General features: G+C 66.8%; 8 protein-coding genes. 1 reads left to right on the top strand and 7 read right to left on the bottom strand.

From position 1 onward, the window contains the following. Positions 1-52: 52 nt before the first annotated feature. The 7 genes from cueR to H2041_RS07105 all read right to left on the bottom strand — a co-directional run bounded on the left by cueR (position 53) and on the right by H2041_RS07105 (position 9,423). Entirely contained in the window at positions 53-487 is a 435-nt protein-coding gene (gene cueR, locus H2041_RS07135) for a Cu(I)-responsive transcriptional regulator (protein WP_257817678.1), read from the bottom strand. Next, a complete protein-coding gene (locus H2041_RS07130) occupies positions 484-2,967 on the bottom strand; it encodes a heavy metal translocating P-type ATPase (protein WP_293411160.1) in 2,484 nt (827 codons plus the stop codon). Before H2041_RS07130 ends, cueR begins: the two co-directional genes overlap by 4 nt. 1,456 nt (positions 2,968-4,423) lie before the next feature. Then, positions 4,424-6,799 (bottom strand): cation-translocating P-type ATPase, encoded by a 2,376-nt coding sequence (locus H2041_RS07125; RefSeq protein ID WP_293410947.1) that lies wholly within the window; start codon positions 6,797-6,799, stop codon positions 4,424-4,426. A gap of 36 nt (positions 6,800-6,835) precedes the next feature. Next, entirely contained in the window at positions 6,836-7,495 is a 660-nt protein-coding gene (locus H2041_RS07120; RefSeq protein WP_293396283.1) for an isoprenylcysteine carboxylmethyltransferase family protein, read from the bottom strand. An 11-nt stretch (positions 7,496-7,506) separates the two neighbouring features. Beyond that, positions 7,507-7,734: a DUF2933 domain-containing protein gene (locus H2041_RS07115; RefSeq protein WP_257817683.1), complete on the bottom strand. Its 228-nt coding sequence runs from the start codon at positions 7,732-7,734 to the stop codon at positions 7,507-7,509. A 288-nt stretch (positions 7,735-8,022) separates the two neighbouring features. Continuing rightward, positions 8,023-8,556: a sigma-70 family RNA polymerase sigma factor gene (locus H2041_RS07110; RefSeq protein WP_293396277.1), complete on the bottom strand. Its 534-nt coding sequence runs from the start codon at positions 8,554-8,556 to the stop codon at positions 8,023-8,025. Positions 8,557-9,135: 579 nt separating this feature from the next. Beyond that, positions 9,136-9,423: a hypothetical protein gene (locus tag H2041_RS07105; protein ID WP_293410942.1), complete on the bottom strand. Its 288-nt coding sequence runs from the start codon at positions 9,421-9,423 to the stop codon at positions 9,136-9,138. A 366-nt stretch (positions 9,424-9,789) separates the two neighbouring features. Here H2041_RS07105 and H2041_RS07100 point away from each other — a divergent pair, with 366 nt between their 5' ends. Then, positions 9,790-18,300 (top strand): glucoamylase family protein, encoded by an 8,511-nt coding sequence (locus tag H2041_RS07100; protein ID WP_293410940.1) that lies wholly within the window; start codon positions 9,790-9,792, stop codon positions 18,298-18,300. The last annotated feature ends 12 nt before the right edge of the window (positions 18,301-18,312 follow it).

Here is an 18,312-nt window from a genome sequence, read left to right as displayed (position 1 = left end):
AAGCTCGCAGTTCCGAGTTTTGTCAGTTCGCCTGTCTCTGCCGCAGCTAAGCTTATCGCGCTCTTGCCTTCACTCGCTCGAGCGGCGTGGTCGGCTCGGCCCCGGCCGTCAGGTCGGCAAGGATGGGGCAGTCCGGACGATCGTCGCCGGCGCAGCAGTGCGACAGGTGCCGCAGGGTGTCCGCCATGGCCTGCATTTCGGCGATCCGGGCGTCGAGATCGGCGACGTGTCGGTCGGCGATCGCCTTGACCTCGCGGCTCGGCCGCTCGCGATCCCGCCACAGCGACAGCAGTTGCGTGATCTCGTCCATCGAGAAGCCGAGACTACGCGCGCGCTTGATGAAGCGAAGCTCGTTGATCTGGCGGGCGTCGTACTCGCGATAGTTGGAGTCGGTCCGGCTCGCGGGGCGCACCAGGCCGATCTCGTCGTAGTAGCGGATCATCTTGGTGGTGACGCCCGAGGCCTTCGAGGCCTGACCGATGTTCATGGCCGTGCTCCTTGCAAGGCGGCGTCGCGGAAGCCTCGCAGGCGAAGCGCGTTCGTCAGGACGCTGACGCTGGACAGCGCCATGGCGCCAGCGGCCACCATCGGGGACAGCAGCAGGCCGAAGGCGGGGTAAAGGGCGCCGGCGGCGACGGGGATCAGCACCACGTTGTACCCGAACGCCCAGGCGAGGTTCTGGCGGATGTTCCGCAGCACCGCACGGCTGAGCGCGATCGCCGTGGTCACGCCGCGCAGGTCGCTGCGCATCAGCACCACGTCGGCGCTCTCGATGGCGATGTCTGTTCCGGCCCCCATGGCGATCCCGACGTCGGCGCTCGCCAGGGCCGGGGCATCGTTCACCCCGTCGCCGACGAAGGCCACGCGACCATAGCGCTGCTGAAGGTTCTTCACGGCGGCGACCTTGCCATCGGGCAGCACCTCGGCAACCACCTCGTCCAAGCCGAGCGCCGCGCCGACTGCCTGCGCGGTGCGCCGATTGTCTCCGGTGATCATCACCACCTTCAGACCCGCTGCGTGCAGCATCGCCAGGGCCTCGGCCGTGGTGTCCTTGATCGGATCGGCCACGGCGAGGATGGCGGCGAGCTCGCCGTCGACCGCCGCGTAGATCGGCGTCTTAGCCTCACCCGAGAGGCGATCCGCGTCGGCGGCGAAAGCGGCGACCGAGACGCCGAGTTTCGCCATGAAGCGGTCCGCGCCGACCTGGATCCGCCGGCCATCGACGAGCGCTTCAGCGCCGAAGCCGGGAAGGGCCTCGAAGCTGGACGTCTCGGGCAGCTGCAGGCCGCGGGCTTGGGCCGCCTCGACGATCGCCTGGGCGATCGGATGTTCCGAGCGGCTTTCGACCGCCGCCACCAGGCGCAGGAGATCGGACTCCGCGAATCCATCCGTGACGCGGACATCCGTCAGGACCGGCCGACCGAGCGTCAGTGTCCCTGTCTTGTCGAAGGCGACCGCCTGGACGTCGCGCAGGCTCTGCAGGGCCTCGCCACGGCGGAAAAGGACGCCCAGCTCCGCGGCGCGGCCGGTGCCGACCATGATCGAAGTGGGGGTCGCCAGGCCCATGGCGCACGGGCAGGCGATGATCAGCACCGCCACGGCGTTGACCAGCGCGAAGCTCAGCGCCGGGCTGGGGCCAAAGACCAGCCAGGCGGCAAAGGTCAGGACAGCGCCGACGATGACAGCCGGCTCGAACCAGCTGGTGACCTTGTCGACGAGAGCCTGGATCGGCAGCTTGGCGCCCTGGGCGGCCTCCACCATCCGCACGATCTGGGCGAGCAGGGTGGCTGCGCCCACCTTGGTGGCGCGGAAGCGGAAAGTCCCGGTCTTGTTGACCGTGCCGCCAACCACAGCGGCGCCCGGACCTTTCTCGACCGGGATCGGCTCGCCCGTGATCATGGATTCATCGACGTAAGAGGCCCCGTCCAGGACCTCGCCGTCCACCGACACCCGTTCGCCCGGCCGGACCACGACGATGTCGCCGACCAGGACCTCGGAGACGGGAACCTCGAGGACGACGCCCGCCCGCTCCACGCGCGCGGTCTTCGCCTGCAGCGTCATCAGACGCTTGATCGCCTCGCTCGTGCGGCCCCTCGCCTGGGCCTCGAACAGGCGTCCGACCAGGATCAGGGTGACGATCACGGCGGCGGCTTCGAAATAGATGTGGTTGGCTCCGGCCGGCAGCAGCCCGGGCATGAAGGTGGCGACGGTCGAATAAGCGAACGCGGCCGTCGCGCCGAGCACCACCAGGGAATTCATGTCCGGCGTGCGCCGAACGAGGTTCGGCACGCCCTTGCGATAGAAGCGCAAGCCCGGACCGAACAGCACGAAGGCGGCCAATGCGAAGCTGATCAAGCGCCAGGGCTGCTCGCCGATCGTGCTCGCCAGAAGATGGTGGGCGCCGGGCACGAAGTGGCGGCCCATCTCGACCAGAAACAGCGGGATCGTCGCCAGGGCGGCGAGGCCCACCGCGCGCTTCAAGCCCCGGATCTCCGCCGCGCGCGTCTCGCGTTCGCGATCGGAGAGGTCCGGGCCGGCTTCGACGATCGGGGCGGCGTGGTAGCCGGCCTTCTCGACGGCGGAAACGAGGGCGGCGATATCAGCGCCCTCGAGCACGGCAACTGTGGCGCGCTCCGTAGCCAGGTTGACCTGCGCTTGCAGCACGCCCGGCGCGGCGCGAAGCGCCCGCTCCACCCGCCCGACGCAGCTAGCGCAGGTCATGCCCTCGATCTTCAGCTCGAGGGTTCGTTCAAGCGGCTCGTAGCCGGCCTTGCGGATCGCTTCGACGACGGCCTCGGTTTGACCGTCGGGCGTGAGTTCCACGTGGGCGCGCTCGGCGGCGAGGTTGACCGAGGCGCGAACGACGCCAGGGACGGCTGAGATCGCCTTCTCCACGCGGCCGACGCAGCTCGCACAGGTCATCCCCAGGACGGGAATCTCCAGCGGCTGAAGGATTTGTGCGGGCATTGGCAGCTCCTCAAGGACGATGCCCAACGCAGATGGACCTTCCCATGATAGGAAGGTCAAGCGCGAGAATTCAGGCCGTCGGCTGCGACCGCGCGCCGTCGGAACTTGTTTCTGATACGCGCCAAGAGGGGCCTGCCCCTCGGCGAACGGCAAATGGTAAAGGGGGCGCGAGCAGATCCTCACGCTCACGACATACCGAGGCGTCGGCGGCGTTACAGTTGCGGATCACCGAGATGCTCGGTTGACCAGCCACAAACACCCGCAGGACGCTCGGCTTACAGTTCTGGCCACCCTTTACGAGCGGCGATCTCCTGGCGCAGAACGGGGCAGGGCTCTTCGAAGCGGCGTGGCAGCGCGGCTTGCGTGGAGTGCGTGGTCGACAGCGAGCGTCACGGGCCGATCTGAGCGTCCTTGTTGCGTGTTCACCGCTTGGTCCAAAGACAGCATCTGGATCCGCCAGCGCTCACCGACATCGTCGCGAACGTGGCCTTAGGCCGCTCAGCGGCATCTACCTGGCCGCGTCCTAACCGCCAGCGTGAGCGCTACAGCTCGCCCTGGCGAGACCGTGGCGCTGACCCCGGCGTGCGACATCGCTGCTATCGCGTATACGCGGGTGGTCGTCGAAAGGTTTATCGCCCTCGGCGGCGCCGCCCAGGGATTGAGACGGCGCCGCTCTCCCTAGCGAGGGTCAGTGGACCGTTGCCAAGAGACTATTTGCCTAGCAGCTGGCGGCACTGCGCATGGCTCATGCCCATGGTGTTCACCGCCCCAGTCTTATCCGACGAATGGCTGTGCGTGGCCCCTTCGCCCATTTCTAGCATCTTTTCACAAGCCGCTCGCTGCTCAGGGGTCGATGGCTCATTCGTTGTCGCGCACGCGGAAAGCGCACCCGCTGCGGCGATCAAGCCCCAGATATACACCCTTTTCATCATTCTTCCGTCTCTCCTACTAGGCGCTTGCACCGATAACATCGGTGCGGGTTGAGATGATAGTGATGGTGGTTTCTGACACGTTTAGAGAGCTGGCGTGATGAGGAAGTGGGCAGACAGTGCTCAAGCATGCCTCAGGATTGCGCAGAACGAATATAGATGAGCGGAGACGTAGTTGCCCTGCGTTCGTCGCCAGGCAGGGACGCCTGGACGGAGGGGTCAAGTCAGCGTTTGTTGCTGATGGCCGTGTCCGCAAGGCTGTCTGGTGAGGTCCGTTTCGGTGAAGTCACCAAACAAAGCTTAGGAGCGCCGAACGCCGCTGCGGTGACGGGGAAGCTCGAGGCGAGGTAGACCAGTAGCCGAGCGGATAGGGCATGAAGGTCGCTCGGCGCCTTTGTCGCTAACAATCTTGGGCAGGCAGAAGCGCCCGTCGCATCGTGCCCCTGGGGGCGAGAGGCTACGATTCAACGCCAGACGTTTCAGGAGGGCTGGAAGCGACGAGCTGAGAGGCGCAGCCAAGCGCAACTTTAAGCGGCCCTTTGTGTGACGTTGACCGCGGGTGTTTGCTGATGCCGAGGCCCGTCTTCGCCGAGGCGTAGACGCTTCAGCAGCAGTGCGTTGACCGCGACCAGCACAGAGCTGCCAGACATGGCGATGGCCGCGACTTCGGGGCGGAGCGTGATGGGGTAGAAGACGCCCGCGGCCGCGGGGAAGGCGACAATATTGTAGCCCACGGCCCACCAGAGGTTCTGGTGCATCTTGCGCAAGGTCGCGCGGGAGAGCTCGACAGCCTTGACGACATCGAGGGTGTCGCTGCGCATCAGGACGACCTTGGCGCTTTCGATCGCCACGTCCGTGCCCGCGCCGATGGCGAAGCCGACGTCAGACTGGGTAAGGGCGGGGGCGTCGTTGACCCCGTCCCCCACCATGCCGACCTTGTTGCCCTGCGCCTGCAGCTCTTTGACTTTGGCGGCCTTGTCGCCGGGCAGCACTTCGGCCAGGACGATATCGATCCCGAGCTCGCGACCAATTCTCTGCGCCGTACCCAGGTTGTCGCCGGTGATCATCGCCACCTTGACGCCCAGGGCCTGCAATCGCTCGATGGTCTCGCGTGCAGTCGGTCGCGGGGCATCGGCGATGGCGATGAGGCCGATCACACGACCGTCGCGGGCGATATGGGCCACGGTGCGGCCGGCGCCTTGCAATTCGGCGGACTTCGCGGCGAGCGGACCCAGATCGATACTGTTTTCCTCCATCAACATGCGGTTGCCCGAGTAGACAGTCCGTCCGTCCACGAGGGCGCGAACACCCTTGCCTTCGAACGAAGCGAACTCCGTCAGCGGGGACAATGTGAGGCCCTGCGCTCTTTCAAGCACCGCGACGGCGATGTGGTGCTCCGAACCCTGTTCGATGGCCGCGGCGATCGCGATGATCGTCGCCTCGTCGAACCCTGGCCCAGGGACCACTTGCTCCACCTTCGGTTGGCCCATGGTGAGCGTGCCGGTCTTGTCGAAGATGATGACATCGAGCTTCACGGCGTCCTCCAGCGCCGCGGCATCCTTGATCAGGATGCCATGGGCCGCGCCCAATCCGGTGCCGACCATGATGGCCATAGGGGTGGCGAGGCCGAGCGCGTCGGGGCAGGCGATGACAAAGACAGTGATGGTGAGCGTCAGCGCGAACAGCAGCGTCTGGCCGATCACCCAGAACCAGATTGCGAAGGTCAACAGGCCAATGACGATCGCCGCCAGCACCAGCCACTGCGAGGCCCTGTCCGCCAAGAGCTGGGCTGGAGCCTTGGAATTTTGCGCCTCCTGGACAAGCTTGACGATCTGGGCGAGCGCGGTGTCGGAACCCACCTTGGTGGCGCGGTAGCGGAAGGCGCCGGTCTTGTTGATCGATCCGCCCACGACAGCATCGCGGACCTTCTTGGAAACCGGCAAAGATTCCCCGGTGAGCATCGACTCATCGATCTCCGACGCGCCCTCTTCGATGACGCCGTCGACCGGAATCTTGCCGCCGGGCCTGACCGCCACGAGGTCGCCGACCTCCACCTCGGAGGTTGAGATTTCTACTTCGACCCCGTCGCGGATGACCTTTGCGGTCGGCGGGGCGAGATCCATCAGCCGCCGGATCGCCTCGGACGCACCAGCCCTCGCGCGCATCTCCAACCAGTGTCCGAGCAGGATGAATACGAGCAGCAGGGCCGAGGCCTCGTAGAAGTTCGCGGCCTCGAAGAAGAAGGTCGTGCCAACGCTGAAGAGGTAGCCCGTCCCAACGCTGAGCAGCACGAGCACGGCCATGTTGAACACGCCGCGCCGCAGAGCTCGCGCCGCAGCGATGAAGAAGGGCCAACCGGGCCACAGAATTGCGCCGCTCGCGAGTACAAACAGAACCAGTTCTAGATCCCAGCCAAACGGCGGCTCTACCCGCAGGAAGTCCATGCCCATCGGGGCGAGAAAGAAGATGGGAATGGTGAAGGCGAGCGCCACCACGAAGCGGTTGCGCATATCGCGAGCCATGGACTTCATATCCATGCTCGGCCCGTGGCCCATGCCCGCCATAGCGTCGTGCTCGCCGTGTCCCGCCTTTGGTGCGGCCCTGCCCGCGGCCGGCGGCGGGGGGCCATGCTCGTCGATCGCCTCGGCTCTTAACGCGTCTTGTCCAGGGGCGCAGACGTGGCGCGGCACGACTTGCCCGGCGCAATGAAAACCGCAGTCCCGCACCGCCTGTTCAAGCTCGGCGGGGCTGACCTGCGCCTCGTCGTAGGTCACGGTGGCGCTGGCTGAGGCGAAGTTGGCCGTGACCTGTCTGACGCCCTTCAGACCCGCGAGCTGCTTCTCGACCACCAGCGGATCCAAAGGCGTCCGGAAGCCAGATACGTCGACGGTCGTTGTGCGCATGGCATACCCCTGCGGTGGCGGCGCTGGACGTGCGGATCAAACTGGAGAACGCTGGGCGTCGCCTGACCGGCGCAGGCGCGGGATGAAAGCGGGCGTGGCGCGCTTGTACGCGGCATAGACTTCGCCGAAGCGGGCCGCGGTCTCGCGCTCTTCGCTGACGGCCAAGCGCCAGTACATCACCACCAGGACCGGGAACATCGCGAGCGTGAGCAGTGTCGGCCATTGCAGCAGGAAGCCGAACATCACCAGGACGAAGCCGACGTATTGCGGATGTCGGACCCGGCTGTACGAGCCGGTCGTCGCCAGCTTGCCTTCACGCTGGGCGCGATACAGCACCGGCCAAGCCGCCGAAATCGCCCAGAAACCCCCGCCAATAAAGGCGAAGCTCAGCAAGTGGAACGGACCAAAATGGGGGTTAGCCTTCCAGCCGAACATCATCTCGAGGAGGTGACCGGCGTCGTGCGACCACCAGTCGACGTTCGGGAAACGGCTCTGCAGCCAACCTGACAGGAAGTAGATGGTCAGCGGAAAGCCGTACATCTCAGTGAACAAGGCCACGAGGAAAGCGCTGAACGCGCCAAACGAGCGCCAATCGCGCGCCGTCCGCGGTTTAAAGAAGGTCAATGCGAAGAAGATGAATAGCGCTGAATTCAGGATCACCAAGGACCAGAGGCCGTATGCGGGCGTATCGGACATTGCGGCCTCTTCTATAACCTGTGCTGGTGGGTCTGGACCCCGGTTTTCGGCGCCTGATCTTCACCGTCGCGACTGCCGTCGTGACCGCCATGTCCCCCATGCATGCCCAGATGAAGAAGCGGGCAAAGGAGCAGCAGCAGGAAAGGCAGCCAACCCAGCACGTGCAGACGGTGCTCGCCTACCAAGAGGAAGATCAGGCCAGCGCCTAAGACGGCGATGACCAGCCCTGTGAGGAGCATTCGCAGCCCCTGGGTGGGGCGCGCGCGCCTATCGGGGGTCCCAGGCCCAAAAGGGCCCCCTGAGAGCGATGCAGGGCGACTTGGCGGTGATTGTCGATGTTCCATCTGAAAAGCTCCTCACCCAGGCGCTCGACCGCGCCCTCGCACAACCGACGCGTAGGACGACGCAGATCGGGACACGTCATTACAGCGCGACGAGAAGGACTCTCCGCCGCAACCGCTTGGAGGGTAGCTGGTCATCGGACTCTCCTAGATTACACGGCCCGCGTAACATCGCTGGGGCCGCCACTAGGCCTTGAGCAGCTTTTCGGCCCTCGTCCTGGCCCAGCAATCGGCAAGAGCGCAGCTCTGGCACTTCTCGGCCATGACCTGACGCAGGGCGTTGCGGGCGCGGTGGAGGCGCACGGCGGCGTTGTTGGCGGTGAGCTCCAGATGGTGGGCGACAGCCTTCAGGGGGCGCTCATCGAGATAGGTCTCGGTGAGGATCTGGCGGTACTCCGACTTGAGCTCGCGAAGGGCGGCCTTCAGGCAATCGCTCGGAGCGACGAGGTCCTCGTCCGTGTCGGCCGCGTCCGGCGCAGGCTGGACGGCCAGAGCATCGAGTGTGCGGCGCCGGACGGCGGCCCTGCGGTAGCGGTCGACCACCAGCCGGCGCAGGGTGACGCCCATCCAGGCCTGAGGGCGCTCGGCGGCGCCCAGTGATTCAGCGTGCTGCAGGAACTTGATAGCGGCGTCCTGCCAAGCGTCCTCGGCGTCTTGCTGCGACGGCAGACGGCTGCGCAGGAAGCGTATCTGGCGGGGCCGTTCGGCGGCCAGCTGCAAGGCCAGATCGTCCCTGCCGCCTTGAGGATCAGCAAGGCCCCGCGAAGATTCCAACGGATGGAATGTCGCTCCACTATCAGCACTCTCAAATATTTCGGCTGTCGCGTGCAGCATTCGAATGTCCCCCGATCTGTTCGCGTGGAGCTTCAACGGGAATGAAACCGCCTTCTTTGATCGCGATCAAGTTCAACATTTAAGTGGCAAAGCAAAAATTTATTTGAGGGGTTTTGTCACCTCGTGCGTATTGCCGCTTATCTTGGGCGTCGCGTGTGCTGGCAGGGCGATCACGCTCCGGGGAACGTCTTGCACAGCCCACTTCCGGCCATGATGATCGACTTTACCTGCGGCGTTGGGAGCCGGCGCATTCGGGCCTGACGCTGCTGGCTTTGTTCCTGGCCGTGAACCCGGTGGCTTTTGGCGTGACCCTGAGGGCCCGCGACTTTAGTGGCGAGGCACTCTGAGCGAGTTGCCGTTCCAGCGCGCTTGGGAGCGGACCCTTAGGCCCGCTCCCGGCGCATCACCTGACCGGGGACGATCAGGCCAGGGGCGAGCGAGGGGGGCGCTCGCCCTTTCCGCGGCTCAGGGCCGGCCGCGAAAGTAGTTGTAGAGACCGCCGCCGAAAAAGGCCGCGTACCAGCCCGAGGCGAAAGCCGCGACGGCCCCGAACGCGGTGTTCGACGGGTCGCGCCAGTCAAGCGAGGGCATGACGCGGGCGAGCAGATGCTCGGTATCCGCGGGCAGCAGATAGACCAGCGCGGCGCACAACACGAACGTCAGCAGAAAGAAGATCGAGAGGCTCCAACCTAGGGCCATCAACTGCACGCCGGACCTGATGCTCTGCTGATTCATCACTTCCCTGCGGCTCATCGCGTCTCCTCCAATGGCCCGCTCGGGCCGTCCTTGAAACAAGACGCCAGGGTCGGCTGAAGCTTACAGACAAGGGGGTTCTGCGAAGTTTGGAGCCCCCCCTGTAGCGCTAGTCCGGCGCCGAGTTCACTGCAGGGTGCGTGAAAGGGTTGCAGCGCTACAGCAAGGATTTGACCCCGCGCTCAATCTTCTCTTCAGCACCCAGCGTAATCACCCGCTCCAACGGCAGCGTCGCTGTAATGGCGGCGGTGCGAATGCGTCTGGTGGCGGATGAACAGCGGCTCCGGACAACACACAGGTGTCGGCGACGACCCGCGTCGATCTGGTGGATTCCTCTCTGGCCTTGCGAGCCGAGGCGCATCCGCCATGTCGCTAGGCCTGTTCCCGGCTGGCGGCCTGTGGTCGGACCAGACGCCGATCCGCGCCGAACTGTTCAGCATCGAGCGGCTTGAGGCGCACGCCAAGAGCCTCGCCCTGGCTCAGCCCGTCGAACGCTGCCCCAAGGCTGGTCGCAGTCTCACTGGCCGGTTGCTGGCCAACCAGCGCCGGCTCATCGAAGCCTTCAAGGTGCTGCAACGTTCGGGTGGGGGCGACGACGGCGCAACGCCCGCGGCGCAATGGCTACTCGATAACTTCCATGTGGTCGAGGAGCAGATCCGCGAAATCCGTCGGGACTTGCCGCCCGGCTACTACCGGCAGCTTCCGAAGCTGATCTCTGGGCCCTTCGCGGGCTACCCGCGGGTGTTTGGGCTTGTCTGGGCGTTCGTCGCCCACACCGACAGCCGCTTCGACGTGGAGATGCTGCAGCGCTACGTTCATGCGTACCAGAGCGTCCACCCGCTCACCATCGGCGAGCTTTGGGCGGTGGCCATCACCCTGCGCCTCATTCTGGTGGAGAATCTACGGCGCCTCGCCGACCAAATCTTGGACAGTCGCGAGGCCCGCATCACCGCCGACCACCTGGCGGACCGCCTGCTCGGCGCCTACGGACGCGACCCCGAACCCGCTGCCGCCATACTGCAGGGCTGGGAAGGTCGGCAGCGCCCGGACGCCTTCACGATGCAGCTGGTGCATCGGCTGCGCGATCAGGACGCGAGGATCGCACCCGTGTTGGGCTGGCTGGACGAGCAGCTCGCAGAGCACGGCGTTACAGCTGACGCCGTCGTTCGTGGGGAGCACGATCGGCAGGTCGCCGCCGCCGGCACCGTCCGCAACATCGTCACGAGCCTGCGGCGCATCTCGGAAGTGGACTGGCTGGACCTGGTCGAACGGATGAGCCTCATCGATGCGGCGCTTACAGGGGCAGGCGATTTCGGGGAGATGGATTTCGCGACGCGCAATCTTTACCGCACCGCAATCGAGGCCCTTTCGCGAGGCAGCGGTAAGAGCGAGATGGAGGTCACTTGGGCCGCTATCGCACGCGCTGAGGCCTGTGCTGGCGAGGTGGCGAGCTGCCACGTCGGCTGTCACCTGATCGGGTCGGAACGACCCCGCTTCGAAGTGGCGCTGGGATTTAGACCGCGGCCGCGCGAGTTCCTGACCCGGGCTTTCCAGCGCCTCGGAACCGGCGGCTATGCCGCAGCGATCATCTTCGTGGCGACGTTTGCCCTCCTATTGCCGCTCCTGCATGTGCGAGACCTGGGCCTGGGCGGCATCTGGCTGGGCGCTTTGGCGGTGCTCGGAGCGGTGCCGGCCTTGGAGCTCGCCGTCGCCCTCGTCAACGCGGTCGTTACCCATAGCGTTCGAGCAGACGCTCTCCCAGCGCTCGAGCTCGCGGGCGGAGTCCCCGCCGAGCATCGCACTCTCGTGGCGGTGCCGATGATGCTCACCAGCCCGGAGGCGATCCGGGCGCAGGTCGAGGGCTTGGAGATCCACTATCTCGCCAGTGTCGAAGGCGACGTCCACTACGCACTCCTGTCGGACTGGGTAGACGCGGAACGCGAGAGCCAGTCGGTCGATGCCGAACTCCTTGCCCTGGCGGCCGATGGGATCGCGAGCCTGAACCAGAAGTATGGCCCAGCGCCTGGGGGAGACCGTTTCCTGCTGCTGCACCGCCGGCGGGTATGGAACGACAGTGAAGGCCGCTGGATCGGATGGGAGCGCAAACGCGGCAAGCTCCACGAGTTGAACCGCCTGCTGCGCGGGGCGCAGGACACGACGTTCGTCACCGCGCCCGAGGCGCCAATCACCGTCCCGGAGGGTGTGCGGTACGTCATTACACTGGATGCCGACACGCGCCTGCCCCATGACACGGTGCGCCGCCTGATCGGCAAGATGGCCCATCCTCTCAACCGCCCACGCCTCGATGCGGGACAGCAGCGGGTGGTGGAAGGCTACGGAATCCTGCAGCCGCGGGTTTCGCCGGCGCTGCCGGTGGGGCATAGCGGCTCGCTGTTCCACCGGCTGTTTTCGGGAGCGAGCGGGATCGACCCCTATGCCGCCGCGGTAAGCGACGTCTATCAGGACCTGTTCGGCGAAGGCTCCTACGGGGGCAAGGGGATCTACGACGTAGACGCCTTCGAGGCGGCGCTTTGCGGGCGCGTACCGGAATCAACGATGTTGAGCCATGACCTGTTCGAGGGGGTCTATGCGCGTACCGGTCTGGTGTCCGATGTCGAGGTGGTGGACGACGCCCCCACCCGTTACGACGTTGCGGGCCTTCGGCACCATCGCTGGGCTCGCGGCGACTGGCAGTTGTTGCCTTGGATTCTTCGCATACCCGCCGGCAGATGCCTCGCGCCGGGGCCGCTCCCGGTCATCGGGCGGCTGAAGATGCTCGACAACCTGCGACGGACCCTGACCGCGCCAGCGGCCGTAGCGGCGCTGTTCGCGGGGTGGGCCGCCCTCGGCAACCATGCCATCGTCTGGACGCTGTTCGTGCTGGGCTCCGTCGTCGCGCCGGCGCTCATGCCGCTGATCGATGACCTTGCGCCGCGCACTGCAGGGATACGCACGCGAGACCGACTGAGAGGCATGGGCGCGGACCTCCGCGTCGCGACCGCCCGCGCCCTGCTGCTGGTCACGCTTCTGCCCCACCAGGCCTGGCTCATGTCCGACGCCATCGTTCGGACGCTATGGCGCCTGTTTGTCACCCGCCGTCGACTGCTGGAATGGGTGCCCGCAGCCCAGCTCGCGGCAGGCCTGCCGTTGGGCGTCTCAGACTTCTATCGACGGATGTGGGGCGTATTGCCCCTGGCCTGCGCAGGCCTTGCGATCAGTGCGATCGGGTCCGGCGAGGCTTGGCCGCTCGGGGTGAGCATCTCTTTCGCCTGGCTGTTCGCGCCGTTGGTCGCTCAGCGGATCAGCCGAATTCAACCCCTGCCGGAAGCGGGCGAGCTGACCGCGGCCGACACGGCCGCGCTGCGTCTGACGGCGCGCCGGACCTGGCGCTACTTCGAAACCTACGTCACCGCCGCCGACAACCACCTGCCGCCGGACAACGTCCAGGAAGATCCCCCGGCCGTCGCCCACCGCACATCTCCCACCAACATTGGTCTCTACCTGCTCTCGACCGTCTGCGCGCGTGATCTCGGTTGGATCGGCGTCGGCGACGCCCTCGAGCGTATAGAGGCCACGCTGGCCACCTTGCAGCGTATGGACCGCCGCCGCGGCCACTTGCTCAACTGGTATGACACGCGCGATCTCCGCGCGCTGGAGCCGCTTTATGTGTCCACCGTGGACAGCGGCAACTTGGCTGGATGCCTGCTGACGCTCGCGGCGAGCTGCCGCGCGTGGCGGGCCCAGCCGCTCCCGCCGCAGGCGCGATGGGCCGGCGTGTCCGACGCCATCGACCTCGCCAGGGAGGAATTGGCGCCGCTCTGCGCGCCTGCGGTGTCCGCACATCAGACCTGGGAGCGCCTGGAGGGTGCGCTACGGGACCTCTCGGGGACCTTGCGCCGAAGCGAGGAGGGAAAGGACGCCCGAACTTTGGACGATGTCCTGCGCGAATGGGCGGGACTCGCCGAACCGCTGAGGGGTCTGCTGGCGGAACTCGAGGACGCTGCGGAGCTGGCCCATTGGCTATCCGCGGTGGAGGCGGGGCTCCGCAGCCATCTCCGCGACTTGGAATTCTCTGAGCTGGACCGCCGTCTCGCAGCGGCGGAAGCCGCCGCGCGCCAGCTGGCGCTGGAGATGGAGTACGGCTTCCTGCTCGATCAAGACCGCAAGCTCCTGTCGATCGGCTACCGCGTCGCCGATGGGGCGCTGGACGCCAACTGCTACGATTTGTTGGCCTCTGAGGCCCGGCTGGCGAGCTTCCTCGCCATCGCTAAGGGCGACGTGCCGGCGCGTCACTGGTTTAGACTCGGTCACGCTGTGACCCCCACGCCTGAAGGCGCGGCCCTGATTTCCTGGTCGGGGTCCATGTTCGAGTACCTGATGCCGTCGTTGGTGATGCGCTCGCCGGCCGGCAGTCTGCTGGAGCGGTCGCTGCGGGCGGTCGTCCGCCGCCAAATTGCTTACGGGCGGAGCCATGGCCGGCCCTGGGGCGTCTCGGAATCTGGGTTCAATGCGCGGGATCTCGAGTTCACCTACCAATACTCCAACTTCGGGATTCCGGGTCTCGGTCTCAAGCGAGGCCTCGACGAGGAGGCCGTCGTCGCACCCTATGCGACAGCGCTCGCCGCGATGATCGATCCGCGCGAAGCCGTCGCCAACTTCGGCGTCTTGACCGCGGCGGGCGCAAAGGGACGCCACGGCTTCTATGAGGCTTTGGACTACACGCCCGCGCGGGTGCCGGAAGGCGCCCGTGTCGCTATCGTGCGATCGTTCATGGCCCATCACCAGGGGATGACGGTCACCGCCTTGGCGAATACGTTGCTGGGCGGACTGTTACGCGAGCGCTTCCACGCCGATCCGCTGGTTCAGGCCGCCGAGCTCCTCCTGCACGAGCGCATGCCGCGCGACGTCCGGCCGGCGACGGCCGCCGCCGAGCGCGCGGTCCCGCACTTGACCCAGGCGCCGGAACTGGCGCGCGGGCGCCACTACTCCACACCGCACGGCGCGAGGCCTGCCACCCACATTTTGTCGAACGGTCGCTACAGCGTGCTGCTTACCGCTGCGGGAGGCGGTTACAGCCGCTGGCGAAGCCAGTCGCTAACGCGCTGGCGCGAAGACAGCGTGCGCGACGACTGGGGCGCTTTCATCTATCTGCGCGATGTGGCTAGCGGGCGCGTTTGGTCCACTGGCTATCAGCCTACCGCCGCCGAGCCGTCGGAGTATGGCGTGACCTTCTTCGCCGACCGCGCGGAGTACTCGCGCCGCGATGGCGACCTGGTGACTGAACTCGTGGTGCTGGTTTCCGCGGAGGATGACGGGGAGCTCCGACGCGTGACCTTGACCAATGCAGGCGCCATCGAGCGCGAAGTCGAAATCACCTCATATGGTGAGCTGGTCCTTGCGCCCGACGCCGCCGACGCCGCCCACCCGGCGTTCTCCAAGCTGTTCGTGGAGACGGAACACCATCCGGCGCTTGGGGGCGCTTTGCTTGCGACCCGTCGACGCCGGGCGCCGGAGGAGCCTGAGCTCTGGGCCGCCCATCTGGCGATCGTCGAAGGCGAGGCCCTCGGCAAACCGGAATTCGAGACCGATCGCGCGCGCTTCCTGGGCCGGAACCGCGATGTCCGCGCACCGATCGCCGTCTTCGAAGGCCGCCCGCTGAGCGGCCAGGCTGGCGCGGTGCTCGATCCGATCTTCGCGCTTCGGCGACGCGTGCGGATCGCCCCCGGCTCTACAGCCCAGGTCTCCTTCTGGACCTTCGCCGCGGGCTCGCGCGAAGCCATCTTGGAGGTGTTGGATCAGCATCTTCACACCGCAGCCTGCGAACGGGCCGCAGCCTTGGCGTGGACCCGGGCGCAGGTGCAGCTGCGCCATCTCGGCGTCACCCACCGGGACGCCGACAACTTCCAGCGCCTGGCCGGCCACCTGATCTACGCGGCGCCTGCGCTCAGACCCTCGTCGGAGGTGGTAGCGGCAGGCGCGGGGGGGCAGCCGGACCTCTGGGCCCTGGGCATATCAGGCGACCTGCCCCTAATCCTATTGCGGATAGACGACCTCGAACATCTCGCCACCGCCCGCGACCTGCTCCACGCTGCGGAATACTGGAAGCTGCAGCGGCTCCCGGTGGATGTCGTGATCCTGAATGACCACGCGGCCTCCTACATTCAAGACCTGCAAGGCGCGTTAGAGGCCTTGGTGCGCGTGACGCAATCCCGCCGCGCGCCAGACGAGGACCCTGTACCGGGCGCTGTGTACGTGCTGCGCGGAGACCTCGTTTCGCCAGCGCTCCAGGCCCGCCTGTTGTCGGTCTCGCGGGTTGTGTTGTCAGCGCAGCACGGGCGGCTGGAAGACCAGCTTGACCGGCTCCGGGACCGGCAGGAATGGCCGCGGCCGCCGTTGGCGGCGCCGCAGGTTTCCGCTACGCCATTGCGGTCATCGCCTGTCCCAGACCTGGAGGCCTACAACGGGATCGGCGGCTTCGCGCGCGAGGGCCGGGAGTATGTCGTTGTCCTCAGCCCTGGCCAGACCACGCCAGCGCCCTGGATCAACGTCGTCGCCAACCCGAGCTTCGGGTTCCAGATCTCCGCGGAAGGTTCGGGATACACCTGGGCCCTCAATAGCCGCGAGCACCAGCTCACCCCGTGGTCGAACGACCCGGTCGCCGATCGCGGTGGCGAGGCGTTGTACCTGCGCGACATGGAAACCGGCGAGCTCTGGAGCCCGACCGCGTACCCGGTGCGGGATCCAGAGGCGACCTATGTCTGCCGCCACGGCCGCGGCTACAGCCGGTTTGAAGCCACGGTCGGCGACTTCGAGACGGAGCTCCTCGCCTATACGCCGCTGCTAGACCCGGTGAAAATCCTGCGGCTGAAAGTCCGCAATCTGTCCAGCCGGCCGCGCCGGCTGTCGGCCTGCGCCTATGTGGAGTGGGTCCTCGGCAAAAGCCGGGGCGCGATAGCGCCCTTCACGGTCACGCACGTCGATGAAGCGAGCGGGGGCCTGATGGCCCAGAACCGTTGGAATCCCAGCTTTGGGGAGCGGGTGGCGTTTCTGGACGCCTGTGGCCGCCAGACGAGCTGGACGGGCGATCGCCGGGAATTCATCGGCCGCAACGGCAGCCTGCGTCGGCCAGCGGGTCTGGCGGGCGAGGCGCTCTCCGGCCGAACAGGGGCCGCGCTCGACCCCTGTGGGGCCATGGATGCGCCCCTGGCGCTCGCGCCCGGGGAGACGGGCGAGCTGGTCTTCTTCATCGGGGAGGGCGATGACGCCGGCTCCGCCCGCGAGCTGATCGCGCGTTACCGTCAGGCTGATTTGGATGAAGTTCTGGCGGAAGTAGACGCCTATTGGGAGCGTCTCCTAGGGGCCGTACAGGTGCAAACCCCCGACCCCGCCCTGGACCTGATGCTCAATGGCTGGCTGCTCTACCAGACCGTCGCGTCCCGCTTATGGGCGAGGGCCGGGTTCTATCAGGCGAGCGGCGCCTATGGCTTCCGCGATCAGCTGCAGGACGTGATGGCGCTGGTGCATGCGTCACCCGAAACCGCCCGCGAGCACTTGCTCAGGGCGGCGGCGCGCCAGTTCCCCGAAGGCGACGTGCAGCATTGGTGGCTGCCCCACTCTGGCCAGGGGGTCCGCACCCGCTTTTCCGACGACCGGGTGTGGCTCGCCTACGCGGTCGCGCATTATGTCGTCGCGACCGGCGACCGCACGGTGCTCGACGAGCCGATCCCGTTCCTGGAAGGCCACGCCCTTGAGCCGACGGCGGCCGAGGCGTTCTTCCATCCCGGAACCGGCGAGAGCGTCAGCCTCTTCGAACACTGCGCGCGGGCGCTAGACGCCAGCCTGCAGGTGGGGGGCCATGGCGCGCCGTTGATCGGCGGCGGCGACTGGAACGACGGCATGAACCGCGTCGGCCAGCACGGCCGAGGCGAGAGCGTGTGGTTGGGCTGGTTTCTCCATCGCACCTTGACGGATTTCGCGCCGCTCGCGGCGGCTCGCGGGCAGGCGGTGCACGAAGAGCGCTGGGCTGCCCACGCCGAGGGCATAAAGGCCGCGCTCGAGCGGAGCGCGTGGGGCGGCGACTGGTACCTTCGCGGCTGGTACGATGACGGCTCGCCGCTGGGCTCTCCCAACAGCGACGAGTGCCGCATCGACGCCATTGCGCAATCGTGGGCCGTGCTCTCCGGGGCGGCGGAGCCGAAGCGCGCGCGGCAGGCGTTGGCCGCGGTTGAACGTGAGTTGATCGACGCCGACGCCGGCCTAGCTCTGTTGTTCACGCCGCCCTTCGACAAGGGTCCGAAGGACCCCGGTTATATCAAGGGCTACCCGGTCGGCGTGCGAGAGAACGGCGGCCAATACACTCACGCCGCGGTCTGGACGGCGACGGCCTTCGCAGCGGTGGGGGACGGTGACAGGACCGCAAGCCTGCTCGCCATGCTCAACCCGATCAATCATAGCCGCACGCCATCTGAGGCCCAGCGGTACAAGGTTGAGCCCTACGTGGTCGCTGCCGACATCTATTCGCACCCGGCACACCTCGGGCGGGGCGGTTGGACCTGGTACACAGGCGCCGCCGGCTGGATGTACCGCGCGGGACTAGAGTCGCTTCTCGGCCTGCGGCGCCATGGCGACGCCCTGCTGCTCGATCCGTGCATCCCGCGACACTGGCCAGGCTTCAAGCTCGTCTACCGGTTTGGCGCCGCCCGTTACGAGATAGAGGTGGAGAACCCCGACGGCGTCTGCCGGGGCGTCGCCGAAGCCGTGCTGGACGGCGTTCGGCTGCGCGAGCGACCGTTGCGCATACCCCTCAGCTCAGCGGACGGCGTCCGGCGTCTGCGCGTCCGGCTGGGCGCCGTTGACCCGAAGGCTGGTGCGGCTTGACCCGTAGCGTGG

Source organism: Phenylobacterium sp. (genome assembly GCF_013911965.1).
In the GTDB taxonomy this organism is placed as follows: domain Bacteria; phylum Pseudomonadota; class Alphaproteobacteria; order Caulobacterales; family Caulobacteraceae; genus Phenylobacterium.
Note: the sequence above shows the minus strand (reverse complement) of the source record. Positions and strands in the feature narration are given on the sequence as shown.